The organism is Vibrio sp. STUT-A11 (assembly GCF_026000435.1).
In the GTDB taxonomy this organism is placed as follows: Bacteria; Pseudomonadota; Gammaproteobacteria; order Enterobacterales; family Vibrionaceae; genus Vibrio.
In genome coordinates this window covers 845,705-872,000 of the sequence record NZ_AP026764.1, presented here as the reverse complement: position 1 = coordinate 872,000, position 26,296 = coordinate 845,705, and the positions used below count along the sequence as shown (strand labels likewise).

The 26,296-nt window shown below is 44.3% G+C and carries 28 protein-coding genes and 2 riboswitches; of the genes, 20 read left to right on the top strand and 8 right to left on the bottom strand.

The genetic code is table 11. The annotated features are described in order from the left end of the window. Window positions 1-39 precede the first annotated feature (39 nt). From OO774_RS19595 to OO774_RS19570, 6 genes are all read left to right on the top strand, one after another. On the top strand, window positions 40-1,362 hold the full coding sequence (locus OO774_RS19595; protein WP_264908555.1) for an AarF/ABC1/UbiB kinase family protein: 1,323 nt from the start codon (window positions 40-42) through the stop codon (window positions 1,360-1,362). Window positions 1,363-1,493: 131 nt separating this feature from the next. Further along, on the top strand, window positions 1,494-2,840 hold the full coding sequence (locus OO774_RS19590) for a magnesium transporter (RefSeq protein WP_264908554.1): 1,347 nt from the start codon (window positions 1,494-1,496) through the stop codon (window positions 2,838-2,840). Between the two features lie 442 nt (window positions 2,841-3,282). Continuing rightward, window positions 3,283-3,921 (top strand): HD domain-containing protein, encoded by a 639-nt coding sequence (locus OO774_RS19585; RefSeq protein WP_264908553.1) that lies wholly within the window; start codon window positions 3,283-3,285, stop codon window positions 3,919-3,921. Between the two features lie 117 nt (window positions 3,922-4,038). Next, a complete protein-coding gene (locus OO774_RS19580) occupies window positions 4,039-4,656 on the top strand; it encodes a triacylglycerol lipase (protein ID WP_264908552.1) in 618 nt (205 codons plus the stop codon). Between the two features lie 104 nt (window positions 4,657-4,760). Further along, a riboswitch (FMN riboswitch) is annotated at window positions 4,761-4,901 on the top strand. A 114-nt stretch (window positions 4,902-5,015) separates the two neighbouring features. Beyond that, window positions 5,016-5,672 (top strand): 3,4-dihydroxy-2-butanone-4-phosphate synthase, encoded by a 657-nt coding sequence (ribB, locus tag OO774_RS19575; protein WP_264908550.1) that lies wholly within the window; start codon window positions 5,016-5,018, stop codon window positions 5,670-5,672. 120 nt (window positions 5,673-5,792) lie between these two features. Continuing rightward, window positions 5,793-6,239 (top strand): DUF3429 domain-containing protein, encoded by a 447-nt coding sequence (locus OO774_RS19570; protein ID WP_264908548.1) that lies wholly within the window; start codon window positions 5,793-5,795, stop codon window positions 6,237-6,239. A gap of 57 nt (window positions 6,240-6,296) precedes the next feature. Here OO774_RS19570 and OO774_RS19565 read toward each other — a convergent pair whose 3' ends face one another. Beyond that, complete coding sequence (locus OO774_RS19565) at window positions 6,297-6,896, bottom strand: thiol:disulfide interchange protein DsbA/DsbL (protein WP_264908547.1); 600 nt, start codon at window positions 6,894-6,896, stop codon at window positions 6,297-6,299. Between the two features lie 74 nt (window positions 6,897-6,970). Then, window positions 6,971-7,399, bottom strand: coding sequence for a hypothetical protein (locus OO774_RS19560; RefSeq protein ID WP_264908546.1), 429 nt, complete (start codon window positions 7,397-7,399; stop codon window positions 6,971-6,973). Window positions 7,400-7,538: 139 nt separating this feature from the next. On the opposite strand from OO774_RS19560, the gene OO774_RS19555 reads away from it, so the two are divergent. The 5 genes from OO774_RS19555 (at window position 7,539) to OO774_RS19535 (ending at window position 11,870) form a co-directional block, all read left to right on the top strand. Then, window positions 7,539-7,844 (top strand): isoamylase early set domain-containing protein, encoded by a 306-nt coding sequence (locus OO774_RS19555; RefSeq protein WP_014233745.1) that lies wholly within the window; start codon window positions 7,539-7,541, stop codon window positions 7,842-7,844. A gap of 252 nt (window positions 7,845-8,096) precedes the next feature. Next, window positions 8,097-8,453, top strand: a complete 357-nt coding sequence (locus tag OO774_RS19550; protein WP_269469180.1) for a diacylglycerol kinase — start codon at window positions 8,097-8,099, stop codon at window positions 8,451-8,453. Between the two features lie 21 nt (window positions 8,454-8,474). Next, entirely contained in the window at window positions 8,475-10,133 is a 1,659-nt protein-coding gene (locus tag OO774_RS19545) for a phosphoethanolamine--lipid A transferase (RefSeq protein WP_264908545.1), read from the top strand. 136 nt (window positions 10,134-10,269) lie between these two features. After that, the gene (locus OO774_RS19540) at window positions 10,270-11,202 is read left to right on the top strand and encodes a Gfo/Idh/MocA family oxidoreductase (RefSeq protein ID WP_264908544.1); all 933 of its coding nucleotides are present in this window, start codon (window positions 10,270-10,272) and stop codon (window positions 11,200-11,202) included. 236 nt (window positions 11,203-11,438) lie between these two features. After that, a complete protein-coding gene (locus OO774_RS19535; protein WP_264908543.1) occupies window positions 11,439-11,870 on the top strand; it encodes a YccF domain-containing protein in 432 nt (143 codons plus the stop codon). A 584-nt stretch (window positions 11,871-12,454) separates the two neighbouring features. On the opposite strand, the gene OO774_RS19530 is transcribed toward OO774_RS19535, so the two are convergent. Next, the gene (locus OO774_RS19530) at window positions 12,455-13,303 is read right to left on the bottom strand and encodes a pirin family protein (protein WP_264908541.1); all 849 of its coding nucleotides are present in this window, start codon (window positions 13,301-13,303) and stop codon (window positions 12,455-12,457) included. A 431-nt stretch (window positions 13,304-13,734) separates the two neighbouring features. On the opposite strand from OO774_RS19530, the gene OO774_RS19525 reads away from it, so the two are divergent. The 5 genes from OO774_RS19525 (at window position 13,735) to OO774_RS19505 (ending at window position 16,615) form a co-directional block, all read left to right on the top strand. Beyond that, window positions 13,735-13,944 carry a cold-shock protein gene (locus tag OO774_RS19525; RefSeq protein WP_041155911.1) on the top strand — a complete coding sequence of 70 codons (210 nt, stop codon included), beginning with the start codon at window positions 13,735-13,737 and terminating at the stop codon, window positions 13,942-13,944. Window positions 13,945-14,182: 238 nt separating this feature from the next. Beyond that, the gene (locus OO774_RS19520) at window positions 14,183-14,392 is read left to right on the top strand and encodes a hypothetical protein (RefSeq protein WP_176290718.1); all 210 of its coding nucleotides are present in this window, start codon (window positions 14,183-14,185) and stop codon (window positions 14,390-14,392) included. Between the two features lie 50 nt (window positions 14,393-14,442). Next, complete coding sequence (locus OO774_RS19515) at window positions 14,443-14,583, top strand: hypothetical protein (protein WP_014233734.1); 141 nt, start codon at window positions 14,443-14,445, stop codon at window positions 14,581-14,583. Window positions 14,584-14,764: 181 nt separating this feature from the next. Continuing rightward, a riboswitch (purine riboswitch) is annotated at window positions 14,765-14,864 on the top strand. An 89-nt stretch (window positions 14,865-14,953) separates the two neighbouring features. Beyond that, complete coding sequence (locus tag OO774_RS19510) at window positions 14,954-15,967, top strand: adenosine deaminase (protein ID WP_264908539.1); 1,014 nt, start codon at window positions 14,954-14,956, stop codon at window positions 15,965-15,967. A 174-nt stretch (window positions 15,968-16,141) separates the two neighbouring features. Further along, window positions 16,142-16,615, top strand: a complete 474-nt coding sequence (locus tag OO774_RS19505; RefSeq protein WP_264908537.1) for a peroxiredoxin — start codon at window positions 16,142-16,144, stop codon at window positions 16,613-16,615. A gap of 673 nt (window positions 16,616-17,288) precedes the next feature. Here OO774_RS19505 and yghU read toward each other — a convergent pair. Continuing rightward, entirely contained in the window at window positions 17,289-18,146 is an 858-nt protein-coding gene (gene yghU, locus OO774_RS19500; protein WP_264908535.1) for a glutathione-dependent disulfide-bond oxidoreductase, read from the bottom strand. A gap of 248 nt (window positions 18,147-18,394) precedes the next feature. Continuing rightward, a complete protein-coding gene (locus OO774_RS19495; protein WP_264908533.1) occupies window positions 18,395-19,114 on the bottom strand; it encodes a beta-ketoacyl-ACP reductase in 720 nt (239 codons plus the stop codon). Between the two features lie 307 nt (window positions 19,115-19,421). Here OO774_RS19495 and OO774_RS19490 point away from each other — a divergent pair, with 307 nt between their 5' ends. Further along, window positions 19,422-20,078 carry a cupin domain-containing protein gene (locus OO774_RS19490; protein WP_264908532.1) on the top strand — a complete coding sequence of 219 codons (657 nt, stop codon included), beginning with the start codon at window positions 19,422-19,424 and terminating at the stop codon, window positions 20,076-20,078. A 43-nt stretch (window positions 20,079-20,121) separates the two neighbouring features. Here the strand turns inward: OO774_RS19490 and OO774_RS19485 are convergent, their stop codons facing one another. Then, window positions 20,122-20,361, bottom strand: a complete 240-nt coding sequence (locus tag OO774_RS19485; protein ID WP_264908530.1) for a YdcH family protein — start codon at window positions 20,359-20,361, stop codon at window positions 20,122-20,124. Window positions 20,362-20,906: 545 nt separating this feature from the next. Between OO774_RS19485 and OO774_RS19480 the strand changes: the two genes are divergently transcribed. The 3 genes from OO774_RS19480 (at window position 20,907) to OO774_RS19470 (ending at window position 24,593) form a co-directional block, all read left to right on the top strand. Continuing rightward, on the top strand, window positions 20,907-21,935 hold the full coding sequence (locus tag OO774_RS19480; RefSeq protein ID WP_264908529.1) for a hypothetical protein: 1,029 nt from the start codon (window positions 20,907-20,909) through the stop codon (window positions 21,933-21,935). Between the two features lie 162 nt (window positions 21,936-22,097). Then, window positions 22,098-22,811 (top strand): lipoate--protein ligase, encoded by a 714-nt coding sequence (locus tag OO774_RS19475; RefSeq protein WP_264908528.1) that lies wholly within the window; start codon window positions 22,098-22,100, stop codon window positions 22,809-22,811. Between the two features lie 237 nt (window positions 22,812-23,048). Continuing rightward, a complete protein-coding gene (locus OO774_RS19470; RefSeq protein ID WP_264908526.1) occupies window positions 23,049-24,593 on the top strand; it encodes a DEAD/DEAH box helicase in 1,545 nt (514 codons plus the stop codon). Window positions 24,594-24,693: 100 nt separating this feature from the next. On the opposite strand, the gene OO774_RS19465 is transcribed toward OO774_RS19470, so the two are convergent. Continuing rightward, the gene (locus OO774_RS19465; protein WP_264908524.1) at window positions 24,694-25,752 is read right to left on the bottom strand and encodes a zinc-binding dehydrogenase; all 1,059 of its coding nucleotides are present in this window, start codon (window positions 25,750-25,752) and stop codon (window positions 24,694-24,696) included. 4 nt (window positions 25,753-25,756) lie between these two features. Continuing rightward, entirely contained in the window at window positions 25,757-26,269 is a 513-nt protein-coding gene (locus OO774_RS19460) for a 2,4'-dihydroxyacetophenone dioxygenase family protein (protein WP_264908523.1), read from the bottom strand. Window positions 26,270-26,296 lie beyond the last annotated feature (27 nt).

The following is a 26,296-nucleotide window of genomic DNA, read 5'->3' as shown; positions in this document are numbered from 1 at the left end:
TTCTTTAGTGGTTGGGATGTAGCAAACGGGAGGCTCTCAATGTCAGACAAGGAAAAAAACTTACCTACACATCGCATCTCCAGATTCGGTAAATTTGCTTCTCTTGCAACAAGAGTTGCCGGAAATGTGCTTGCTGAAGGTACTAAACAACTCGCCAAGGGCAACAAACCTAAAGCGAAAGACCTCCTGTTGACACCTCAAAACATCACCAGACTGACCGATCAGCTTGCTCATTTACGCGGTGCCGCGATGAAACTCGGACAAATGTTGTCGATGGATGCGGGTGATATCCTCGAACCCGAGTTAGCCGATATTCTCTCAAGGTTGCGCTCGAGTGCCGACCCAATGCCAGCTAAGCAGTTAAACGATGTCATGAAAAACGCGCTTGGTCCGAATTGGAAATCAGAGTTTCTTGCTTTCAACTTCAAGCCGATCGCCAGTGCTTCGATAGGACAAGTGCATCAGGCATACAGTGATGCGGGCGACAAGCTTGCAGTGAAAGTCCAATACCCTGGCATTCGTAAAAGTATCAACAGTGATGTCGACAACGTTGGCACACTGCTTAAAGTCGTGGGTCTGATACCAGAATCAGTAGACTATAAAGGGCTGTTAGAGGAAGCGAAAAAACAGCTTCACGATGAAGCCAATTATTTACGTGAAGCACAGTTCGCCATACGTTATTACGAGGCACTAAAAGCACACCCACACTTTGTTGTGCCAAAAATTCACCCAGAAAGCTCTTCACAATCAGTATTAGCGATGGAATATATCGAAGGGGTCCCAGTGGATACCATCGTAAACACTGACCAAAAGACCCGTGATACTGTCATGCACAACCTGCTCGAACTGCTTTTCCGCGAGCTATTCGACTTCAAAATGGTTCAGACCGATCCCAATTTCGCCAACTATTTGTACCTCGAAGAAACTAAGCAAATCGGCCTGTTAGATTTTGGTGCTACGCGCGAATACAGTGAAAGATTCAGTTCTGGATATCGTCAGGCGTTCTCTGCGGTTATTAACCATGACGAACAAAGCCTGAACGAAGCCCTGGAGAAGATTGGCTTTTTCAGTCAAGACATCGAGCCAGAACAGCGAAAAGCAATTTGGGAACTGGTCAAGATGGCATGCGAACCCATGTTAGTTGATCAAGACTATGACTTTAAAGCCAGTGGCCTTGCCCAGAGGTTACGTGACGCTGGTAAAATTCTTAGCATGGAGCAGGATTACTGGCATACACCACCAGCAGATGCGATTTTTCTACACCGAAAAATCGCGGGCATGTATCTGCTTGCGGCGCGAATTGGTGCCAAAGTGAACATTCGTAAATTAGTGCAGCCTTATCTCACCATCAACTTAAAGTAGCCTATTGTTTTTCTTTTGCTTTCGCGTACTTTAGCTTAAGTATTTTTGGCTTGAACGTTTAGCGCAATTTTTCGCTATTGTTACTAGACCACAATCTCTATTTTTAAACGAACAAACTATCGGGGTGCTCGGTGAGCAAGTTTCAAGATCTCTCCATTCTCATACAACAAATTGGCCAAGCTGAAGAAGCGGATCAAGTCGCAACACTCAATGCGTCAATCGAAGAGGGTTTAGACCCCGGTTCCATCGCCCTGATTCTGGAAGCTTTCACCATCAATGATCGTGTTCGGTTATGGAGAGCGCTACCGCTAGAATTACATATTGATGTACTGACTGAAATGCGTGCTGACGTGCGCTTTTCGATCATTAACGCACTGTCTGAAGTCGAACTAAAACTAACGCTCGCCAAGCTAGACAACCTTTCTCTGATCGAGTGGGCAGACTCTCTGCCAGAAGACATTATTAACGAAGCTCTGGCATTAATCGAGAAAGACGAGTTAGAGCTTTACGATCAAGCCAATGCGTATGAAGACGAAGAGATTGGTCGTTGGGCAGATCGAAAAATCGTTACCTTACCTTTTAACATCACGGTTAGCACCGCTAAGCAACTGATGGATCGTTACAGCTACGACATACCCCAACAGGTCTATTTGATTAACCGTAATAAACAGTTTCGCGGCACGGTTAACTATTTCGAAATTTTGCGTAGTGACTCCGATGTACGCTTGAAAAGCCTTTCGATAGAAGCAGTGACGGTCCTCGACAGTAAAATGTCGCTACCTGAAGCGGTCGAAGCGCTGGAGCATAGTACCCTTTCCGCTTTACCAGTAACCGATGCCGACCAAACATTGATTGGCGAAGTTGACTGGCAATTTGCTTTGAGTACTCAGCGTGAGATCTACGAAGCTCGATTGATGGCGGGTACCGGTATGGATGAAGGCGATGACTTATTTGCTCCGGTCATTAAAAGCTCCCAGAAACGTGGCGTATGGTTAGGGATTAACCTAATGACTGCGATATTAGCCTCCGTCACGATTGGGCTATTTGAAGATGTGATCGCCCAAGTGGTTGCTTTGGCGGTATTAATGCCGATAGTCGCCTCAATGGGTGGTATTGCGGGAAGCCAGACACTCACGCTGATGGTACGGGCGATGGCACTGAATCAGATCACACCCGGAAACCGCTTCAAGTTACTAAAAAACGAGTTGGGTATTGGCTCCCTAAACGGTATCGCGTGGGCAGTGATCATAGGTGGTTTAGCAGGATTATGGTTCCAATCCGCGATTCTTGGCGGAACTATTGCTCTGGCAATCGTCGTCAATATCATCACCGCCGCTCTGTTTGGTGTGTTGATTCCAATAATCTTGGACAAGTTAGAATTAGACCCTGCTCTGGCGGGTTCCGTTATTTTGACTACGGTGACAGACGTTGTTGGTTTTTTCGCCTTCTTAGGAACCGCTAGCCTGGTATTGTTGTAGGAAATTAGTACTAATTTATTAATCAATCATTAGCATAATAAAGAAAAATTGCATATCGCAATTGCAAATTGCGAATATTATCGGAGTTTAGGCAACGTCACTCACAGAAACCACGCTTTTTCGTGGATTTAAAAGTTGGCACGCTAGATGCATTGTTTAAAGTGACCCTTCTTAAGCCGAGGGTCACCTAGCCAACTGACGTTGTTAGTGAACTCAACTTTGTTCATATATATAAGCCAATCGCACTGTTTGCGGTTGGCTCTTTTTTTATCTGTCTTCGCTAAATCCAATTGCCCTCTGGTTTCACCGTTTTATACAGCGACAAAACGGACAAAGTGACATTTTCGTTATTTGGTCATAAGTCTCATTAAATTCATCGCGTTTGGAAATTCGTTATTGGGTTGGGCATACTTTCCTCACCCCCAAGTATGAAGTATTACCCATGACGTCATTAAGCCAAGTAGAACCCTTATTTCTAGAATTCATGCAGCAAGAGATGCAAATCGATGCCGCTCACGATCTCAGCCACGTAAAGCGTGTCGCCAAAACGGCTAAAAAGCTCGCTGAGCAAGAGGGAGCTCAATTGGAAGTCGTATTGCCCGCTGCCTATTTGCATGACTGCTTTACTTACCCAAAAGATCACCCTAACCGTAAGCAAAGCTCCGCGATTGCGGCTAAAAAGGCCATCGCATTTTTGGAAAGTATCGACTACCCGCGCCATTTCCACGACGATATCGCCCACGCGATAGAAGCACACAGTTTCAGCGCTAACATCCGTCCCAACACATTAGAAGCCAAGATCGTGCAGGATGCGGATCGTCTGGATGCGCTCGGTGCAATTGGCGTAACACGCTGTATTCAAGTGAGTACTCAGTTCGATGCCAAACTGTATGATAATCAAGACATGTTTGCTGAAGAACGAACCTTGGATGACAAACAATTTACCCTTGATCATTTTCAAACCAAGCTATTTAGAATCGTCGATACCATGAACACCAACTCTGCTAAACAGGAGGCACAAAGACGCAAAGCATTTATGCAAAGCTATCTAGGTCAATTGCGCGAAGAGGTTGCGGAGTAAATGTCAGACAGTTTTGCCCTGATTAAGGAGCTAAACGTCAATTGAAGCTCTCTGGTTTGTATATAGTCGTTACTGCTAATTTAGAGTAAGATACCTAGAGACGTCATTGGAGTTAACATGAAAATCATCATTCTACATGGTCTTTATATGCATGGGCTGGTGATGCAGCCTCTAAGCCAAAAGCTACGTAAATTGGGTTACGAGACACAAGTGCTCAGTTACAACACGGTATCGATTAATGAAGATGCACTGTTTGATTCTATAGACCATTCACTCAATCCACTGACCACCAATGTGCTAGTTGGGCATAGCTTGGGGGGCTTGATGATTAAACGTTATTTGGCAAGTAGAAAACCAACCACTAGTCTGGTTTCTCACGTTATCGCCATTGGCTCACCTCTAAAAGGAGCGTCTATCGTTTCCCGCATCCAAGACCTTGGCTTAGGCGCGATTTTGGGCAACTCTCCTCATCACGGTTTAAACAAACACGACGACGTTTGGAACTTCCCTCAGAAACTTGGAAGTATCGCAGGTACACTCCCTGTTGGGGCTCGTCCTTTGCTTATTCGCGATGATAACACCATGTCTGATGGCACCGTGACCGTGGAAGAAACTCGCTTAGAAGGGATGCAGGATCATATTGAGGCCAAACAGACGCACACCAGCCTGATCTACAATACCTTCGTCCCTGAGCAAATAGATCACTTTATTCGCACCGACTTTTTTCGTCGGTAGCACATTTTTATGTAATAAAAGCGTAATCTGCTTCCCAAAATATTGGTTAATCAGTAATATCCCGTTGTCAGTCTCAGTAAAAACAAGTGACTTGGCATAATTTTAATTGTTCTCAGGGCGGGGCGAAATTCCCCACCGGCGGTATACTTTTTTGAGTGAGCCCGCGAGCGCTCGATTCGTCGAGGTCAGCAGATCTGGTGAGATGCCAGAGCCGACGGTTATAGTCCGGATGAAAGAGAATAAGAATACATCAGTACGCTTACTCAATGTGTTGGGAAGAACTGGTGCACTTCTTTGTAATCGCATAATACCGCGAGCTCTCATAGCGCCCTGATTCTGGTCATATTTAGGAGTTAACCATGAATCAGTCATCTCTACTTGCCGAATTCGGCGACCCACTTACTCGCGTTGAAAACGCACTTACCGCACTGCAGGAAGGCCGTGGTGTGCTTCTGCTTGATGATGAAGACCGTGAAAATGAAGGCGACATCATCTATTCAGTAGAACACCTGACTAACGAACAAATGGCACTGATGATCCGCGAGTGCAGTGGTATTGTGTGTCTGTGTCTGACGGATGCTCAAGCAGACAAGCTAGAACTGCCACCAATGGTTGTGAACAACAACAGCGCAAACCAAACCGCATTTACCGTTTCTATTGAAGCGAAAGTTGGCGTAACGACAGGTGTATCTGCGGCAGACCGTGTTACCACTATCAAGACAGCGGCAAATCCACACGCAAAACCAGACGATCTTGCCCGTCCTGGCCACGTCTTTCCTTTGCGCGCCCGTCCAGGTGGCGTGATGACTCGCCGCGGACATACCGAAGGCACAATTGACCTGATGCAAATGGCAGGACTACAGCCTGCGGGCGTATTATGCGAAGTGACCAACCCAGATGGCACGATGGCGAAAACACCAGAGCTGGTTGCCTTTGGCCGTCTTCACAACATGCCGGTTCTTACCATTGAAGATATGGTCGCATACCGTAATCAGTTCGATTTGAAACTGGCATAACGCGCCTACCCTGCTTTGTTTTAGAGCCGCCAGTAGCGCGGCTTTTTTGATCGTTCTCTACCCTGCCTGGTAAACCAATCACAGTAAGTAACTATACTGAATGAAAAAGGAGAGCGAATCATGACAACCACACGTTCTACCATGTTGCGGCTTGGCTATTTAGGTCTTATCCCATTCTTATTTAGTATGCTGCTCATTGTCACTGACACCATTCTATTTAACTTAAGTGGTCATCAATTCTTTATTGCCTACAGCGCGGTTATCTTAAGCTTTTTATCTGGCGTGTTATGGGGCAACGGAATCGATCATTACTACCACCGCTTAAGTCGCAATATTTTGGTATTGAGTAACCTGTTTGTTTTGCTCGCGTGGGGCGCCTTGCTGCAGGGACATACTCATTACGCCACCGCCACTCTTCTTCTCGCCGCAGGTTACATTGCCGTCTGGTACTCTGAAAAACTGATTCGGAAGGTAGAACAGGAGATTGACCCAAAAGGTTATCAGGGAATGCGTGGAAAGCTCACCTGCGGGGTCTTGTTGATGCATGGTATCGTGCTGTTTGCTTGATGGTGACACAAAATAAATGGCGACTTGATTGTCGCCATTTTTCATACGTTCTTGTGCTTACAAAGTCAGTAGATAGTTAACTAACTGATTATATTCATCGTAAGAACGAATCTCATTGGGAATGACAATGTACTTGTTGTTCACAATCACACCCGGTACCCCTGTCAGCGTACTTGCTTTGAATTCTTGATCGAAACGCTTTTGCATCGAGTTCACAGCAAAGCTGTTGTACGCTGCGTCAAACTTTTTATCGTCTACCCCATAATCAGTGAAGAGTTGTTTTAGTTCAGCTTCATCTTTCGGTGCCGCACGCTTTTGGTGAATCTGAGCAAACATCACCGGAATCATTTTATCTTCGACCCCGAGAGATACCATCGTTGCGTAAGACTTCGCCATAGGAACCGCCATGTTGCCGCCCATAAATGACACATGGACTTTTTCAAATCGCGCCTCTTCAGGTAGCGCCGGCTTCAGGTTTTCAACCAAGCTTTCAAACTTATAACAGTGTGGGCAGTAAAAAGAGAAAAACTCTGTCACTGTTGGCTTTTCCGCTTTATCCGTTTCCAGCACCTTGTAGTGCTTCCCCTCTTCAAACTGGGCAGCATGGGCTGTAATCGCAAGTAAAAGGGTGCTGCATAGCGCAAATAATTTCTTCATTGTTTATTTTCCTTTAGACAGCAGTGCGCCGTCTTGTTAAATCAATTCGTCGTTGTATTTAGATTAGAAGAAAATCAAACAATGGGAGGGCGGTACGGTTGGTACACCACCGATATCGCTTTTACCGACGGTGCTTTACCAATAAGCGCAAGCCTGTATGGAAAGCGCATCAAGCTATTTTTCGGCAAGGTGACCGGCACCTTCACAATACATGAAGCGCTGCAACTGGTGTGTTGATCTTGACCTGACGTGAGCATCCGTTCATCGTCTGAGGATTCAATACAGTCAGTATTCACTCCTAGCTGAGCTTGAAGGGCTTCTATTGCAACCTGACTATTATGCGAATCACTTGGTATGGTTGATGCCTGTACATTAGGTGCTAGGCTCGTCAGCAGCATTGCTATCAAGCAAGTCAACGTCATCATCAATGTACGGTTAAAAGTGAGCATACCAACATCTTCACAATCAGGATGTTTTTCATCATACAGAAACGCTCTATTCATACAAGCTTCAAGGCCAACTCGTCATTTATCCAGCTGATTATTTCGCCTTTTTTACCGTCTTGTTGCTGATATAACTTGAATTCATTATGAAAGCTTAGTAATAGTTAGAGTAGTTTTTGTACAAACAAGGAAAAAATTAATGCTTAAAAAAAGATTTTTTAAAACCAAAGATGAAGTTGAAGTCACGTTTGAGCTTGATAAAGAGCAGCGCGAATCGGTAAAAATTGCCGGAGACTTTAACAACTGGCAACCAGAACCAATGAAGCTGGTTAAAACAAGCGGCCAGTTTAAGTTTAAAACCCGATTACCGAAGGAGCAGAACATTCAATTTCGTTACCTATTGAATGAAGCTGAATGGGAAAACGATCCTCAGGCCGACGCTTATGTCCCAAATGGCTTTGGTAGTGATAACAGCGTCGTTTGCACCAGCGAGCAAACCGCTTAAAGTTAACACCAGTCTACCCATTTAATTATCCAGATTGGTATCAATCATCATTTTTCAGGCGTACTCGTTGCGCCTTTTTTATTTGAAACTCAATTGTCACTGGATCTCTCCACGATAGATCGTACTCGCTCTTCTCAATCCTGTTCTTGCTATTCACAAATGTTTCACGCCTGACCTATTAATCTCGCCATTAGCTTGGTGCACGTCGAAACCAGGCATGCATTTATCAATAAGCAGTATTGGAACTCTATTTTGAAACCAGGAAAAACAGGCATTCGCCGAGTCATGGACGCGACCGGATATTCATTACAAGGATTGAAAGCCGCTTGGATTAATGAAGCTGCGTTTAGACAAGAATTACTTCTTTCAGTCATTCTCTCGATCAGCGCATTCTTCTTGCCCGTCACAACATTAGAACGAGTGCTGATGATCGGCAGTTTATTTTTGGTGTTAATCGTCGAATTAATTAATTCCGCCGTAGAAGCGGTTGTTGACCGTGTCAGCGACGAATGGCACGTACTAAGTGGCCGTGCCAAAGACATTGGCTCTGCCGCCGTGTTTGTTGCACTACTACTCGTCCTGTTTGTTTGGACGTCATTTTTGCTTTAGTTTTTTGTAAGGCAGTTATTTATGAAGACAGTTGATTTACAACGAGAAGGGGTATCTTACGTTACCTTTTCTTTTTTATTAGCGTTTTATTTTGCGCTTGTTGTCAATATCCCGATTTACAAAGAGCTCATTGGGATTCTATCTAGCCTCGATAACGTTAAAGTCGGGTTTGTTGTTACCATCCCAATTTTCTTTATCGCTGCACTTAACTTCCTTTTCAATTTGTTCAGTTGGCCGTGGATAGGGAAACCGTTTTTTATCCTACTGCTCATTCTCTCGAGCATGGTGAGCTACGCGAGTTACAACTATGGCACACTGTTCGACTACGGCATGATCGCCAATATTGTTGAAACAGATACCAGCGAAGCCAGCTCATACTTCAGTGCGTATTCCGCTTTGTGGGTGCTATTAATGGGTATGGTACCTGCGCTGGTAGTAGCCAACACCAAGTTGCGTCCGTTAAGCGGCCAATGTTTGCACTTTTCTATCACCAAGTTGGTGTCTATGATCGCCTCTCTTGCTGTTATTGCGGGCATTGCAGCGTTGTATTATCAAGACTATGCATCGGTAGGCAGAAACAACAGCTATCTGAAAAAAATGATTATCCCAACTCAGTTCGTCTACAGTACCGCGGGATACGTGAAAAAAAATTACCTTACGACTCCGGAGCCTTATCGAGAAATTGGTACCGAGGCCAAACAGTCCGCAGCAGCGTTAACACAAGCACAGAAAAAGCCAACGCTGTTAGTCTTTGTTGTCGGTGAAACTGCTCGCTCTCAAAATTATCAACTCAACGGATACGAGCGAACAACGAACCCCTACACCAGCAAGCTAGACGTAATTTCCTTTCAGGATTTTGCTTCCTGCGGCACCGCAACAGCGGTATCGCTTCCGTGTATGTTTTCCCAACTGACACACCATAACTTCGACCGTAGTAAAGCAGACAACCAAGACAATGTGTTAGATATTATGCAACGAGCAGACATAGACGTGATGTGGAAAGAAAACGATGGCGGTGATAAGCACGTTGCACACAAAATCAAAAAGATCGCGGTAGACAGAACGAAGACAGATCAATGGTGTAATGGCACTACTTGCTATGATATGGCGCTTCTAGACAACTTTGAGCAAGAAATAGATAGTATGAAGGGTAACCGAGTCGTCACGCTACATCTTATCGGCAGCCATGGTCCAACCTACTTCCAGCGATATCCGAAAGACAAAGCGTTCTTCCAACCAGATTGCCCTCGTGCCGATATCGAAAACTGTAGTGTCGAACAAATCGTCAATAGCTATGACAACACCATCCGCTACACAGACTATGTGCTAGAACAGGCCATCGATAAACTCACGACATTGGAAGACAAATACAACACGGCTTTGGTTTACATCTCTGACCATGGCGAATCTCTGGGTGAAAGTGGTATGTTCCTGCATGGCATGCCTTATAGCCTCGCACCAGACACCCAAAAACGAGTGCCTTTTATAATGTGGATGTCACCAAACTTTAAGCAGGCAAAACAGATTAATACTGACTGTTTGAGCCAAGAAGCGCAAAGAGTGGGTAAATACTCTCAGGATAATGTCTTCCACTCGCTGTTAGGCATTATGGATGTTAAAACCAGCGCGTACGACAGCGCACTGGACATTTTCAAAACATGCCGCACGGCACATACCTAAGTAATTAATGGGTAAACTAAAACATGAAGCCTGACCACAAATTGTGAGTCAGGCTTTTTTATGACATGACACTTCAGCAAATTCTCTCTCCCCCTTGCTATACTGGCTGCTAGTCACCTCAAAGAGAACAACCCAGATGAAAATTGGCATCATCGGCTTAGGCGATATTGCGCAAAAGGCTTACCTTCCGGTTATCACTCAGCTCCCCAATATTGACTTGGTATTTTGTACCAGAAATGCAAATACCCTGAGCGCTGTGGCTCAACAGTATAGAATCGCAGAAACCTGTCATGACTATCAGCAACTTATGAACTTCGGCGTCGATGCCGTCATGATACACGCCGCTACCAGTGTCCACTTTCAAATCGCTGAATACTTTTTAAAGCAGGGTATTCCGACCTTTGTGGATAAACCTCTGGCTGACAATGCCGCAGAGGTCGAAAAACTGTATGAGATTTCGGCTCAGACGAATCAGCCTCTTTATGTTGGCTTCAATCGCCGCCATATACCACTCTACAATCAACACATGCATGGCGTCCAAAAGGGCGATCTCACTGGATTGAAGTCGCTTCGCTGGGAAAAGAATCGACATAACTTGCCAGGCGACGTTCGTACTTTTATTTTTGACGACTTCATTCATCCGTTAGACAGTGTGAACGTAGTGGCTAAAGCCAACCTGAAGGACATTTACGTCGCCCATCAGTTTGATGGAGCTAAGTTAGCCCGGCTGGATGTGCAATGGCAACATGGTGAGACACTTCTGCATGCTTCAATGAATCGCCATTTTGGCATCACAACCGAACGAGTACAGGCGTGTTACGCCAACCAAGCGGTCGAGTTCGACTCTTTTATCGAGGGCAAACTTTGGCAAGAAAACCAAGAGCAAAAATTAAGCTTGAAGGATTGGACGCCAATGCTAACCAGTAAAGGCTTCCATGCCATGCTATTAGATTGGTTTAGCGTCATAGAAAGCGGAAAACTGGGGAATACAGTTGTCGATCGCAATATCGCCAGCCACCAATTAGCAGAAGCAATATACCAACAAATTGAGAAAGCCATTTTACGTTAAGCGCCGCTAATACGGTATCCACGTTCATTTGCTTAAGTTCAATTGAATAAGCATGGTGTGTCTTCTCATCTAACAGTTAGTTACTTCCCCCACCCGAGCTAAGATTAATGTTATTCATACTCTGTTAAGATTCCTGTGACATACTTAAAATCATGTCCAGCTTGGATTCAATGACGTCACTTTACATCGGTGGCATGAACTCGATTTAAAATCGACGATTAGAAATAGGAAATAGAATGAGAACTCTTGGCAACATCATCTGGTTTGTGTTGGGTGGCGTATTTATGGGATTGCTTTGGTGGTTTTTTGGTATTCTGGCATTCATAAGCATTCTCGGTATCCCTTGGGGACGTGCTTGTTTCGTCATGGGTAACTTTTCGTTCTTCCCGTTCGGAAAGGAAGCCATTTCACGTGATGAACTGACCAAGGAGATGGACATCGGAACCAGTCCACTTGGCGTTATTGGCAATATCGTGTGGTTTGTGTTTGCAGGTATCTGGCTGGCAATCGGTCATGTCATTTCCGCCGTTGCTTGCTTCGTTACCATCATCGGTATTCCGTTTGCACTTCAGCACCTGAAACTGGCGATGATCTCTCTTGCGCCAATAGGTAAAACTGTCGTATCGAAAGAAGAAGCTGCGATGGCACGCTTCAATATTAATCGATAGAACTCTCTACCCTCTGGGAGATTATTCTCAGAGGGCAACGCCTGTCAAAAGTAAGCCAATGATTGCCACTGCGTACTCAATTATGGTTGGTTGTGTGTTCATAGCGTCACCTAATATTGAAGATTAATACCTAGCTCACGAACCTGCGTTTCTTCTCAAAGCAGAACTACAAGCATAGTAAAGATCCTCTTGATAGGAGGAGATTCAGGCGACAATAACGAGAGATATTATGTCGGCGTCGAGTATTGTCAGCAAAGATAATGACTTACAAACTCGAAATTTTGGTAGGGAGTTGATAAAAAGAACTGACTCAAGTTTGCCCACCAGAGATATTCAGATTGAAACGCTCAAACCGCTTTCCAGAACTTTTACTTGCAGTCTATGGGCCCGGTTTAGAGGCAGGAGTACACCCCATTCCGTGCTGGCACCGCCTTTAAAGTTACCGAATTTTAAAAGAAAAAAGCCACACCCTAAGGCGTGGCGAATGCAAATTCGATGGCAGTGGATTATCGTACTTGCTTTTAAATAAGCCCAACAGTCAGGCTCCAATTCTCTTATTGTTGTTCCCGGCAAAGCACCGCAAACTAATAAGTTTCAAACAGTCCGGCATTGTAGTCTTGAATTGCTTGTTCGATTTCTTCAATGCTGTTCATCACAAATGGACCATAGTGAACCACAGGCTCGTTAATCGGCTCGCCAATGAAAACTAATACTCCACTTGCGTCGTTTGCCGTCAGCTCAACCAACTCTCCTTGAGACAAGAGCGCCATTTCGCCTTGTTTTATGACGCGTTGCTGAGTTTCAATTTTACCTTGGTAGACATAAACCATCATGTTGTGGTTCGACTCGGTGACAAGCTGGAGCGTTGCGCCTGCATGTGGTCGCCAATCAGCAACCGTTGCATCAACGCCCGTTTTCGTTAGTGGACCGCTCGTTCGGTTCCCATTGATATTAAGTTCCCCGGCAATGATACGAACCAAACCACCATTTTCCTCATTCACTTCGGTGATGGTTTCAGGCTGGAAATCGTGATACTGAGCAGGCTGCATTTTGTTTTTTGCTGGCTGATTAATCCAAATCTGAAAACCATGCAGCTCACCGTCTTGCATAATTGGCATTTCACTATGAATAACACCACGGCCAGCAGCCATCCATTGAGCGCCACCAGAACGAAGCTCACCAACATTATTCATGTGGTCGCGATGCTGAAAATGTCCTTTCAGCATATAAGTCAGGGTTTCAATGCCTCGGTGAGGATGCGGAGGAAAACCACCGATATAGTCAGCGCGGTTATCAGACTTCAGCTCATCTACCATCAAAAATGGTGAAAAACTGGCATTATTGAACCCGGCTACACGGCGGATTTTAACTCCATCTCCATCAGCAGTGGGCTGGGAAGGAATCACCTGACGGACTTCTCTTGTTTTACTCATAACCTTTCTCCTCAAAAGCCTTGCTCGCCGTTTTAAAATGGCTAGCAATACTCGGCTATCGGTATGTCCCTATTGTAGGTTGACGGAAAATAATCATGACCATATGCAGTTGAGCTAATTGTTCAATTTTTTCGAACAATAAGGAACTCACCTATCCATACAAAAACCAACGCCCGAAAAGCCAGCATTAAAGCAAGGGTAAAAAACAATCAAAAATAAGTGTGGCTATTTCCTAAACTCGGTGTATAGTGAGCGTTGGCTCTTAAAGAAGAGCTGTTAATGCAACATTTAGTTTAAGTTCCTTCTCAGTAAAATCTTGAATCACCCATTCAGACACCTGCGTACAACTTCCTCTTGATTGAACATTCAATAGCTTAAAAAAGATCCACACGAAAATTCGTAATTAAAATGTTTATTTCAAAGGTGTTTTTATGTCTAAAGTAACTGGTTCAGTAAAATGGTTTAACGAAACTAAAGGCTTTGGTTTCCTATCTCAAGACAACGGCGGCCAAGATGTATTCGTACACTTCAACGCGATTGTTGCTGACGGTTTCAAAACTTTGACTGAAGGTCAGAAAGTAAGCTTTAACGTAGAGCAAGGTAACAAAGGTCCTCAAGCGACTGAAGTTACTCCTCTATAAGACTGCTTTTCTTGGTGTAGCATATCCATGCTGCACCAAACTTCTCTCCTTTCAAAAAATCCTTCACATTTTGTAGCCTATCAAGGGCTAGCTTCGTGCTGTCTAAAATAAATTTAGCAGTACAATTTATATTTTATTAATAAAAGGAAAGTAATATGTCCTCTAGAAGAACAGGCCGCCAAAGGCACTGGTATCAACTAATTAACAAAGAGAAAATCGTAAAGAAACAGGAGAATAAATGTTAGAAATTGAGTTTAATTTAAAACAACCACAAACCACTTGGAATGCCAGAATACATCAACTTAACAGCGATATATTAATGCGACATGTATTGCCAAAACTTCAAACCAACAGTGTTTTTATTGACTTCCAATATAATGAAAAGGATGGTGAAGGTGCAATTCTGTGTGACGAAGGTTCAAAGATAGGAAGTTTTATTGTCAAATAAAACATTTTTCAGGCATTGATAGTATTCATGTTCAAGTTGGAGGCCTTTTTATGGCTAAGAAAAGTAACAAACAATTAGAAAAAGAAAAAAAAGAATCTGAGCAAAATAATGCAGCGATTAAGCAAAAAACTCGACGCCGTATTGAAGACATTATGGAACAAAGAGAGTTTGATAAATTATTTGATCTCTGAAATATTAACATCGTTTTCTTTCTTCATGTTAAGTGTAAGGTAACGCCGCCTGCCTTTCACTCACATGAACAGTGCCTTTTCCATCCGAATACCCTTCTATACAGCCGATACTAGCCAATCTTCAATTATTTCACTCGTTCTACGACACCAATAAACCCCTAGTCAAATTGATAATTTTGCGTATAATCGCAACCGTTTGCTTCGTATAACCCCAATGATATGGTTTGGGGGTCTCTACCAGCTCCCGCAAAGTGCTGATTACGAAGAGTTGAGATCACGATGTATCTTACTCTTTGTAATAGCGTTCGACTTATTTCTATCAATACCTATTCTTAGAGTAACTGCATCCACAATACACGAAAGGTGGAATATGAACGCATTTATTCAAGGTCTTCCAAAAGTAGAGTTACACTTACATATTGAAGGTTCACTTGAGCCAGAGTTGCTGTTCAAGCTTGCTAAACGCAACAATATTGAAATCCCGTACTCGACCCCTAGTGAATTACGCGAAGCTTACCAGTTTGAAGATTTACAATCTTTTCTCGATCTTTACTACCAGGGCGCGAACGCTTTACGTACGGAGCAAGATTTTTATGACCTAACCTGGGAGTACTTAGAACATTGCAAGGCCGATAACGTCATTCATACGGAAATCTTTTTTGATCCTCAAACTCATACCGAACGCGGTATTGATTTTGATACAGTGATCAACGGAATTAGTCGCGCTTTAAAAGATGGTCAGGACCAACTTGGCATTACTTCTCAAATCATTGCCTGCTTCCTTCGTCACCTATCAGAAGAGAGCGCAATCGAAACGCTTCAATCTATCCTTAAACATCGCGACAAGATCATTGGTGTCGGCTTGGATTCCTCTGAAAAAGGGCACCCACCAGCAAAATTTGAGCGCGTGTTCCAACAAGCCAAAGCGGCGGGCCTACTTACGGTTGCACACGCAGGTGAAGAAGGCCCGGCACAGAATATCTCTGACGCAATTGAAATGTTGGAAGTCAGTCGCGTCGATCACGGTGTTCGCTGTGTTGAAGACAATACCTTGGTTGCCTCACTTATCGAAAGCAAAATGCCTCTTACTGTCTGCCCACTCTCGAACATTAAGCTGTGTGTCTTTGATGACATGAAGCACCACAACGTTGTCGATCTTCTTCGTCAAGGCGTAGCAGTCACCATTAACTCAGATGACCCGGCTTACTTTGGTGGCTACATGACCGACAATTTCCTCGCTGTGAGTCAGGCACACCCAATGAGCAACGATGAAATCGCGCAGTTCACGCTTAACGCCATAGAAGCGAGTTTCATTGACGACAAAATGAAAGCTAACTATCGTTCTCAAGTAAAAAACTACGTTGAAAATCATTCTTCTTTATAGAAATTGAGACTCGCTAAATCGTTATAAACTGATGTGTATACTCAAATGACTTTCCGATTTAATTCAGAATGTTAATAATACTTGGGTATACCCCTACAAACCCTCAGTGGTTAATGCTCAACTTAAGCGCTAGACTGACTGAGACAAATAACGAATATCAAAAGGAAGACAATTATGATTCAACAAGGCCAAGCACTACCTTCTGCAACTGTCAGTGAACTAACAGCCGATGGCATGGCAAATCACGACGTAACTGAGCTGTTTGCGAATAAAAAAGTAGTGCTGTTTGCTGTACCGGGCGCGTTCACTCCGACTTGTTCAGAAGCTCACTTACCAGGCTATGTTGTTCTAGCAGACCAGCTAAAAGCAAAAGGCGTTGATCTTATCGCATGTATCGCAACAAATGATGCATTTGTTATGCATGCTTGGGGTGAAGCTCAAAATGCTTCTGAGATTATGATGCTGGGTGACGGTGATGCTAGCTTCACCAAAGCACTTGGTCTGGAAATGGATACTGGCAGTTTTGGTGGTATTCGCTCGCAACGTTACGCGATGATTGTTGAGAATGGTGTCGTGACCACACTTAATGTTGAAGAACCACAGAAGTTTGAAGTGAGCAACGCAGAGACGATTCTTGCTGCACTTTAATTAAAAAATAACGCCTCGACTGAGCTCGGGGCGTTGTTTTATGTGTATTGATACTAGTAACAAATTCCACCTTCTTACCCTATGGCATAACTAGAATGAATGACTCGACAATTGCTCGAATCTGCAATTTAAGCCAAATTGTTAACATGAGAGAAGATAAAAAAACGTCCGCACTCAGGCAGGTTAATAAAAACACCTGTGCGGACATAACAGAAACCCAGTTCATGCTGGTGAACTGACAAATAGGGGGCAATGAAAATCAACGAAATATGACTTCCAATAAGAATAGTATTACGTCCCTATGAGTTTATATTGTTAGCTAAAGGTCAATAATAATACGGGTAAAATAGGCTAGCTGGATATAAAGCCGACAAATAAGTTGCTTTAAAAAACAAAATCAAAAATATAGAGTAAAACATAAATCTCATTTATATCTGCTATTAATAAGACTTATCTTTTCGAAGAAAATTTTAAAATCGAATATTCATTGAAATTAGTGATACCAACAACTCTAGTCTAAAGTTTAGAGAAACCATTTTCATCATGGCGTAACAAATAGGATAGGAGCTGTTGATAATTTTGAGTATACGAGTTCATTGGTAATGGGTATTTATGACCGAGATACAGCAGAAAAACTGCGCACCAACAATCGGTACGCAGGGTAACCTCTCGGTTAGAATTTTAGTTCTAACACGTTGTCAATATCTTGTGCGCTATGTCGCTCTGCGAGATACTCGCCTTCTTCACCCCAAGTTCGGTTAACGATGCGACCACGTTTTACCGCTTCGCGTTGTTCAATGGCTTTAGCCCAACGAACCACGTGCCCGTAGCTGTTTACATCTAAAAACTCTGCCGCATCGTAAGCTCGTCCTAACACTAAGTTGCCATACCACGGCCACGTAGCAATATCCGCGATACTGTATTCGTCGCCAGCTAAAAACTCATGGTTTGCTAAACGCTTGTCCAAAACATCCAGTTGACGCTTCGCTTCCATGGTAAAGCGGTTGATGGGATATTCGAACTTCTCTGGCGCATAGGCATAAAAATGCCCAAAACCACCACCCAGGTAGGGCGCAGAACCTTGTAGCCAGAACAGCCAATTCATTACTTCCGCCCGCTTTGCGCCCTCTTTAGGTAAGAACAGGCCAAATTTTTCCGCTAAGTAGAAAAGAATGTTGCCAGATTCAAAAACATTCACTGGCTCTTCGCCAGAACGATCAACTAACGCAGGAATTTTTGAATTTGGGTTTACTGCGACAAACCCGGAACCAAACTGGTCACTATCACCGATTTTAATCAAATGTGCGTCGTATTCCGCTTCTTTCACACCAGCAGCCAACAGCTCTTCAAACATAATGGTGACTTTCTGACCGTTTGGAGTCCCCATGGAATATAACTGGAATGGATGTTCACCAACGGGTAATTCTTGCTCATGACGTGCGCCTGAGTCCGGACGGTTGATGCTTGCCCATTGGCCGCCATTTTCACTGTCGTTTGTCCAAACTTTTGGTGGTATGTACTCGTTTGACATTGTTATTCCTTATCGTGTTTGAATACGCCTTTGGCTGATAGGATCAGTAGTGTGTCACTCAATCCCGTATCTTGAATTCACTTAGATATAATCAGAATATTAGGTCGAAATAGTGAATTTAAAGCCCGCCAGACGAGTTTGGTTAGAACCTTTGGTTATGGTTATTTCTTTAGCGGTATAAGATAAATCAAGCAGATAAAGCGAGGAACGGAAAAAGCCGCCCCATAAGAAGGGACGGCGTGAAGAGACTACAAAACTAAACCACCATCTATTTTCAGCACTTGTCCAGTAATGAATTCACTCTTATCTGATGCTAAAAAGGCCACACCATTGGCGATATCTCGCACTGAGCCCATACGCCCTAATGGTGTTTTTCCTTCCATCATTTTGATCACTTTCTCTGGTAGGTCTTTGGTCATATCGGTGACAATGAACCCGGGAGCAACGCAATTCACACGTATTTGTGCACCTTTTCGAGCGAGTTCTTTCGCCCACCCTTTACTCATTGAGATGACACCGCCTTTACTGGCAGCATAATTACTCTGACCAATATTCCCATCGGTACCTACGATAGAAGAGATATTCACGATGCTCCCGGTACCTTGATTTAGCATGACCGGAGCGACGCTTTGAGTTAATAAAAAGACCGCTTTCAGGTTTACATCAATGACGCTGTCCCAATCTTTTTCCAGCATATCCTGAAGTAAAGCGTCTCGAGTAATACCTGCATTATTCACGAGCACATCAATGCGATGATGTTGCTGAATGATGCTCTCTACAACTTCATTAACCCCTTTGGAGTCACAAAGGTTGACTTGATAGCTCGTGAGCTGCGGTGACTGGCTCCACTCGACAGGAGAAATATCTAACCCGATGACATCAAAGCCATCTTCCAGTAATTGCTCACAAATCGCTCTCCCAATACCGCGAGCGGCACCCGTGACAATGGCTACTTTGTCATTTTTCATCTTGGTGTTCCTATATTTTAGAGGATACACCCTGCGCTTAAGCACTTGTTCCTGTATCCTCTTTGGCTTCTCGTTCTAGCACGCCTTTGCGTCGCTAATAAAACTATAGATAAATTCTAAGGACGAATTGTGAGCGAACCGATACAATTGGCCAGTATTTGTTCAACACACCCGTAGTTCGAAGCGTTTATCTCATCTTTTTTTCACAAATTTTCATACACTCTTTTTCTGAGGTTTTAAGTCAATTTGGAGTGTGACACGTATAATAAGAACACGTTGTACTCAAAATAGGACTTTGAATTTCAGCATGTTGAATATGAATTTTACTCAGAGAATTGTGATTGAAACTACTCAACAAGCATGGTTTGCCAGCCCAGCGCCAGGTGTTTGGCGCAAGCCACTAGAACGTGAAGCGAAAGAATCAGGGCACACAACCAGTATTGTAAAATATGAAGCTGGATCACGCTTTGCGACGCACTACCACCCGTTCGGTGAGGAAATTTTAGTGCTTGAAGGCGTATTTTCTGATGAAAATGGCGATTACCCAGCTGGTACTTATATTCGCAACCCTCCAGGTAGCCATCATGCTCCGTTCAGTAACGAAGGGTGTGTCATTCTGGTAAAACTGAACCAGTTTGATCCGCAAGATCTTTCAGAAGTACGCATCAATACCAATAAGGCAGAGTGGCTCCGCGGAATTGGTGGCCTGCAAGTGATGCCTTTGCATGAATTTGGTCATGAACGTGTTGCGTTAGTGAAATGGCCGAAAGGAGAACAGTTTCATGCACACCAACACTTTGGTGGCGAAGAAATATTAGTTTTAGCTGGCGAGCTTAAAGATGAATTCGGAGTCTATCCCAAGCATACCTGGATGAGAAGTCCACATTTAAGTGAACACACTCCGTTTGTTGAAGAGGAAACGGTGATTTGGGTCAAGACCGGGCATCTGCCAGTTGAAAAATAAAAAGGCTCGTATGCCTAGATACGAGCCGATACTCATTACTTAGCTATGAACCCATAATCCTGGAATGTAACCAATCTTTCAGCTCAGCACGATTATGCTTCAGCATGTTCATCTCGTGATCATCTATGGGGTTGCCTTGCAGCTCCAAAATTCGTATTTCTTTATCTAAAGCGTTGTAGTTTCTCACGTTTTCAGCAAAGGACGTATCACTTTCTGACAGATGGGATATGGTATCCAAGTGTTCTGGAAATTCATGAGTTAATGAGTGATTTTCACCTAACATATCGACCTCTTGGTGGATGGTTGATGTATATGTTTGCTCACATTTTAAGCGGCGCAATAATAACCATAGCATTACATTGAACAATATATCGTCGAATTGTCCACACTTTTACTTACTCCTAGTCATAACCCAAACCAAGAAGTCGGCCCACACTTTCACCGAGGCTTTAGTGCGCCTCGAGCAGACGAAAAGACTGCTAATAAAAATATATTTTTTCCTTCAAATCAACTTTCTACAGTAAGTGTCTGTTTTTAAATGCACCTCAACAAACGACGAAAAATCTGCCCACAGTCACACATTTGATGGTTCGAATAGTTAGGTCTATCTTTCTAACAAAGACATCAACTTTGTAGCTTTATTGCTCTCTAATTCAGGCACTTTTGAAAGTGTAGAAATAGAGTAAATCAAAGTGTCGAAGATTTACTATGACAAGGTAACCTGCTACGAAGAGTTGATCACAACCATTCTGAAAGCCGCGATACCACACAGACTGATTCGAAAAGATAAGTCCGTCTATCGCGCCAAAAGACAGAGGGGTTATCAGGATGAACATTCGAATATCAAAAGGACTCGTCATTACGGTCGCGGCTGTCCTGTTTACCTATTTTTCCGCTTACTACTCTCACGCGGCAACATCGCCAAACTGCAATAACATACTGGCAACCAACCGGACCACTGTCTCACAAAAAATGGTGGCGTTACTCGGGAAGGACATCACCAAGTCCAATCGAATCACCACCGTCGTTCCAACAGCGGAAAATCCGTTCGTAACAGAAGAGTTGGTATCAGTTTCTAATGACGTTTCACCCAATGGCCGCTATCCAAAACGCACGCTAAAAGATATTCAACGGATGAGAGCAAATTTGGCACAAGCTGCGAAAGAGGCTGAACGATTGAAAGGTACCTATGAGTTAGCCTTTGTCAGCCTTGTCGATGGCTATTGTCAGTTTTCAAGCCACAAACTGACCCAATATGCAAAAATAGATTTTGACCATTTAGAAGGTCTTACTCTTTATTCTATTCCAGCCCTAATAGCCATGGCTGACCAGTCTTACGCCATGGGTAAAAAGCAGAGCAATAAACAGTCGAACGAATCGAATAACCGCAGCAAGGACGAACAACAAAACCAAGAAGCCGCAAGCGCAGTCGCCGCCGCGAGCTATCAAAATGACAATGTGCTAGTAAAAGTAGAAGACTTCGATGGCTCTAACGTGACGTTCTCGGTAACGAACATCGGTTCCGAAGGCGAACTGGAGCCTCAGTTCAACTCATTTAGTGCTTATCGCAATGAAAGCGGAAACCTTCTGTATAGACCGGAATCTCTGCTCAGTATTGAAGATACTAATGGTAACAGCCTGCCAACAATAGGGATCGCGGAGATTTCCACTCAAGGACGTAAACGTTTATCTATCTCACCAGGCGAAACACGAAAGTTCGTCACACAACTGGTAAAAAAAGTACCAGAACACACCCAATTAAGCTTAGAGTTTCCGGCTAAGGCGTTGAATACGGAACGACCTTTTTCGTTGTCATTCACCGACTTAATTGCTATCGCGACGGCTAACATAAACTAGTCGAATTAGCGCGCTCTAGACTCACTTAACTAACGCAAAGCGGGCATTCCCAGCCTGCTTTGACACTTCAATGAGATGAACAACCCAAACAGTGAAGCGCTAAGTAGCAATCGGTTTGTATCTGAGATAAAACGTATAGCGTTGAAAAGTGAGGAATAGTATTTGGCTGCAAAGAATAAACTGATCCGTTATGTCGCAACGGAAGTCTCTGATGTTTTTGATAAAGAAGATGAGCTAATCGCCCAGGTTCAATCCAATCAACTGTCGCAAGTACTGCTCCTCTGGCAAGTCAAAAGCCCGACATTGGTGCTGCCAGCGGGGAGGAAATGGCCTGTCTCGGAAGTATTACTACACGCTTTGGCTGAGTCCGGCTGGAAGTTATTCTCACGTAAGACAGGCGGTGCACCTGTCCCTCAAGTACCGGGTATCATCAACCTATCTCACATCTATCATTGGCCAGTAGATCAACCCTACGACATAAAAAAAGCCTACCTCGATTTGTGCGCTATTTTAACGGTCTTTTTTGAACAACTTGGCGTTAAGGTCGACGTGCACGCGACGCCATACTCGTACTGTGATGGTGAGTATAATTTGAATATTGGAGGGCAAAAAGTCGTCGGAACCGCACAACGTGTGTTACTTAAAAAAGGCGGAGGAAAAGTCGTCTTATCCCAGGCTTGCATTCTGATTGATGCCAATGTCGACAAAATTGTTGAGCCAGTGCGACTGTGTAACCAACTTTGTGGTCACAGCGATGATATTCGAGGAGATGTCCACACCCCCCTATTCGATCACATAAAACAAAGGCCATCCGTTGACTCGCTATTCCAGCACTTGACCAGTGCGTTTCTGGAGCACGCTCGAACCGGTAAGTAGAACACGAGAAAGATCTGACTTTTCTTTTTCCTCTCAGTTTCATGCTGTTACTACACCTCAATATCCCAAGTTAGGTTGAGGTAAAGAGCGATTTTCATTGTAGGTATCAAAAGGAGATGGCGATCAAATACGGAATTAGTTGAAGCTAGCGCATAAAAGCCTCAGAATGTCGCACTTTTCGCGGCGAAACTAATTTCGACGCGTTGTTATCTAACTCGACAATTGAGAATCATACATATGGGTTTTACCTCGTTAGGTCTATCTGCTCCAATCCTTAAAGCTATTCAGGAAAAAGGCTACGATACCCCTTCTCCAATTCAGGCTCAGGCAATTCCGGCAATATTGGAAGGGAAAGACGTCATGGCAGCAGCACAGACTGGTACAGGTAAAACAGCAGGCTTTACACTGCCAATCCTGGAGCGTTTGTCCAATGGACCTCGCGTTCGTAGTAACCATATTCGCGCTTTAATCCTGACCCCTACCCGCGAGCTTGCCGCTCAGGTACAGGAAAACGTCTTCATGTACAGTCGCCACCTTCCGCTTACGAGCGCCGTGGTATTTGGTGGGGTGAAGATCAACCCGCAAATGCTTCGTCTGCGTAAAGGTGCGGATGTACTGGTCGCCACGCCTGGTCGACTGATGGACCTTTACAACCAGAACGCAATTAAGTTCGACCAACTGGAAGTACTGGTGCTGGACGAGGCGGACCGTATGTTAGATATGGGTTTTATTCGCGATATTCGTAAGATTCTTGATTTACTACCGAAGCAGCGTCAGAACCTGCTGTTCTCAGCGACCTTCTCAAATGAGATTCGTGACCTTGCGAAAGGTTTGGTGAACAACCCTGTCGAGATCTCAGTTAACCCGGCTAACTCTACCGCGAGAACGGTTGAACAAAGCATTTATCCATCAGACGTGAAGAAAAAAGCACCGATGCTGGTGAAGCTGATTAACGATGGTGACTGGCGACAAGTACTGGTATTCATGCGCACAAAACATGGCGCAAACCGCTTGGCTAAGTTCCTAGCAGAGCAAAATCTACCAGCAGCTGCGATTCATGGTAACAAGAGCCAAGGTGCGCGTACCAAAGCACTGGCTGATTTTAAATCGGGTGCGATTCGAGTACTGGTTGCGACTGACATCGCCGCTCGCGGTATTGATATTCCTCAGTTACCACAAGTTGTGAACTTTGAATTGCCAAAAGTGGCTGAAGATTACGTTCACCGCATTGGTCGTACTGGTCGTGCAGGCGAAGTGGGCAAAGCGATCTCGCTGGTTTGTGCGATTGAAGCGCCAGAATTATTTGCGATCGAGCGTTTGATCCAAGAAGTGTTGCCACGTAAAGAGCTTGATGGCTTCGCACCAACTAATGTTGTGCCAGAGTCAAAACTGGATACACGTCCGATTAAGCCGAAAAAACCAAAGAAACCTAAAAAACCAAAAGCACCTCAAGCGGAAGGCAGCAACACGCAACCTGCCGATAAAAAAGCCTCTACCTCTAACGGTGCTGGTAAACCTAAGCGCCGTTTCAATGGTAACGGCAAGGGTAATAACAGCGGCAACAAAAATGGCGCTAACCAAGCCGGAGCGGCTAAACCAAAAGGGAACCGTGAAGGCCAAGGGCGCGGTGCAAACGCTAACCCTAATGGCAACAAGCCAAGCAGTAACAGAAACAGCAATGGTGGCAAACCATCGGGTAGCCGCAGACCAAACAACGCAAAACCATCAGGCAATAAGCCATCAGGACAACGTCGTCAGGCGCGCTCGCAGCCTACCAACTAAGCTTGGATCCTTAGCTCCCGATTGCAGATATAAAAAAGCCCCAATACTACGGTGTATTGGGGCATGACTAAGGTAAAAAACCTTATGCAATCAACTTAAATTAAACGACTTGTAACTCGCCATTTCGCCAAGGTTCAATGACAACTTTAATGTGATCGTTTGGTGTCATAAGTTGAGTAAATGCACCTTCAACGCCATCCATACCCACTTTCGCTGTCAGCATTTTCTGCCATGGCACTTTGCCTTCCGCAATCGCTTGAAGACATTGCTCAAACTCCTGTGGTTGGTAGTAGTAAGAAAAGCGTAGATCAAGCTCTTTAACCGTCGCGTAAGCGTAGTTGACGCTGGTTGGTGTGGTATGAATACCAGTCACAACAATGCGAGCACCAGCTGGAGAACGGCGGATAAAGTCATCGATCAACGTATGTTTACCTACACACTCAAAGATAACCAGACGCGAACCTGCTGCAACTTCGGCACCGACTGCAACTTCATCTTCCTTAGTCGGATTGACGACTCGTGTCGCACCAAATTCTTTTGCCAGTTCCAGCTTTTCATCCTGAATATCAACCGCCAGAATGTTACTGACACCACGTTGATGTAGCGCAGTAATAGCCGCAAGTCCGATAGGGCCACACCCAACAACCAATGCAACTTCATCAGTTTGAATGTCACTGCGGTTCACCGCATGTAAGCCAACCGCGAGTGGTTCCGTTAGCGCGGCAGCTTCTGAAGGTACATTCTCAGGAACAGGCAGAAGTAGCGCTTCATCAAGCAAGAAATATTCAGAGTATGCACCATGAATACCCGGAGTCACGCCAACACCAGCGCCATTTTGGCTCAGTAGGATTGGTACTGAAGTCACGCGACTACCAACGGGTAGTGCTTGTTGTGTTTCATCACCGTATTCTACGATTTCCGCACAAAACTCATGACCAAGCATAACTTCAGTATGGTCATCCATGCTTTCTGGCATTACACCGAGCTTGCGGTAAACATCAAATACTTCATCTGTATGTCGCGCAATGTGTAAGTCAGAACCACAAATGCCACACGCCAAGCTACGAACAAGAACTTGGCCCGCAGCTGGCTTAGGCACATCCACCTGTTGCAAATGAACGCTGCCATCTTGCATCACGATGCTGTTCATTGTAGTCATAACATTACTCTCCAAGCTGATCGCTCATTACTGCAAGACCACCCGGCTTGAAGTAACGTGGCGTGATGCCTTGGGCTTTAGCCGTTGCAACGACAACTTGCTCAATCCAGCCAGCATCCATGATGTTCATGAAGTTGCCATCTTGGTCAAAGTTGATGTTTGCACCTTGGATGACCATAAAGCCATCTGCACCGCCTGACTCTTCTGGGCAGTGGAATGTGTGGATAGAACCGCCTGGCTCGTACAGGTAGCTACCAGCCGTTTGTTTTTGATCTGGGTATTCTGTGTAATGCCACATGCCGCTTAGCGTATAGAAATGCACCACGCCTGTGTGGAAGTGCTTAGGTAGTGTAATTCCTGGCTTAAACTTCGCTCGAATCACCCAAGTGCCGTTCTCTGGGTCCAGAAACAACGGGTAAACATCTACCCCCGGCAGTGCATCTTTGATGATCGACTCTTCATTTGTGTTTAGGGTTAACAGTAAATCTTGATGATTAATAACTTCTGGTAATGACATAATTGCTTCCTCGCTTTTGTTGTAATT

Coding starts and splice junctions, on each gene's coding strand:
- OO774_RS19595 (WP_264908555.1), top strand. CDS start 40: ATGTCAGACAAGGAAAAAAACTTACCTACACATCGCATCTCCAGATTC.
- OO774_RS19585 (WP_264908553.1), top strand. CDS start 3,283: ATGACGTCATTAAGCCAAGTAGAACCCTTATTTCTAGAATTCATGCAG.
- OO774_RS19580 (WP_264908552.1), top strand. CDS start 4,039: ATGAAAATCATCATTCTACATGGTCTTTATATGCATGGGCTGGTGATG.
- ribB (WP_264908550.1), top strand. CDS start 5,016: ATGAATCAGTCATCTCTACTTGCCGAATTCGGCGACCCACTTACTCGC.
- OO774_RS19570 (WP_264908548.1), top strand. CDS start 5,793: ATGACAACCACACGTTCTACCATGTTGCGGCTTGGCTATTTAGGTCTT.
- OO774_RS19565 (WP_264908547.1), bottom strand. CDS start 6,896: ATGAAGAAATTATTTGCGCTATGCAGCACCCTTTTACTTGCGATTACA.
- OO774_RS19560 (WP_264908546.1), bottom strand. CDS start 7,399: ATGAATAGAGCGTTTCTGTATGATGAAAAACATCCTGATTGTGAAGAT.
- OO774_RS19555 (WP_014233745.1), top strand. CDS start 7,539: ATGCTTAAAAAAAGATTTTTTAAAACCAAAGATGAAGTTGAAGTCACG.
- OO774_RS19545 (WP_264908545.1), top strand. CDS start 8,475: ATGAAGACAGTTGATTTACAACGAGAAGGGGTATCTTACGTTACCTTT.
- OO774_RS19540 (WP_264908544.1), top strand. CDS start 10,270: ATGAAAATTGGCATCATCGGCTTAGGCGATATTGCGCAAAAGGCTTAC.
- OO774_RS19535 (WP_264908543.1), top strand. CDS start 11,439: ATGAGAACTCTTGGCAACATCATCTGGTTTGTGTTGGGTGGCGTATTT.
- OO774_RS19530 (WP_264908541.1), bottom strand. CDS start 13,303: ATGAGTAAAACAAGAGAAGTCCGTCAGGTGATTCCTTCCCAGCCCACT.
- OO774_RS19525 (WP_041155911.1), top strand. CDS start 13,735: ATGTCTAAAGTAACTGGTTCAGTAAAATGGTTTAACGAAACTAAAGGC.
- OO774_RS19520 (WP_176290718.1), top strand. CDS start 14,183: ATGTTAGAAATTGAGTTTAATTTAAAACAACCACAAACCACTTGGAAT.
- OO774_RS19515 (WP_014233734.1), top strand. CDS start 14,443: ATGGCTAAGAAAAGTAACAAACAATTAGAAAAAGAAAAAAAAGAATCT.
- OO774_RS19510 (WP_264908539.1), top strand. CDS start 14,954: ATGAACGCATTTATTCAAGGTCTTCCAAAAGTAGAGTTACACTTACAT.
- OO774_RS19505 (WP_264908537.1), top strand. CDS start 16,142: ATGATTCAACAAGGCCAAGCACTACCTTCTGCAACTGTCAGTGAACTA.
- yghU (WP_264908535.1), bottom strand. CDS start 18,146: ATGTCAAACGAGTACATACCACCAAAAGTTTGGACAAACGACAGTGAA.
- OO774_RS19495 (WP_264908533.1), bottom strand. CDS start 19,114: ATGAAAAATGACAAAGTAGCCATTGTCACGGGTGCCGCTCGCGGTATT.
- OO774_RS19490 (WP_264908532.1), top strand. CDS start 19,422: ATGTTGAATATGAATTTTACTCAGAGAATTGTGATTGAAACTACTCAA.
- OO774_RS19485 (WP_264908530.1), bottom strand. CDS start 20,361: ATGTTAGGTGAAAATCACTCATTAACTCATGAATTTCCAGAACACTTG.
- OO774_RS19480 (WP_264908529.1), top strand. CDS start 20,907: ATGAACATTCGAATATCAAAAGGACTCGTCATTACGGTCGCGGCTGTC.
- OO774_RS19470 (WP_264908526.1), top strand. CDS start 23,049: ATGGGTTTTACCTCGTTAGGTCTATCTGCTCCAATCCTTAAAGCTATT.
- OO774_RS19465 (WP_264908524.1), bottom strand. CDS start 25,752: ATGACTACAATGAACAGCATCGTGATGCAAGATGGCAGCGTTCATTTG.
- OO774_RS19460 (WP_264908523.1), bottom strand. CDS start 26,269: ATGTCATTACCAGAAGTTATTAATCATCAAGATTTACTGTTAACCCTA.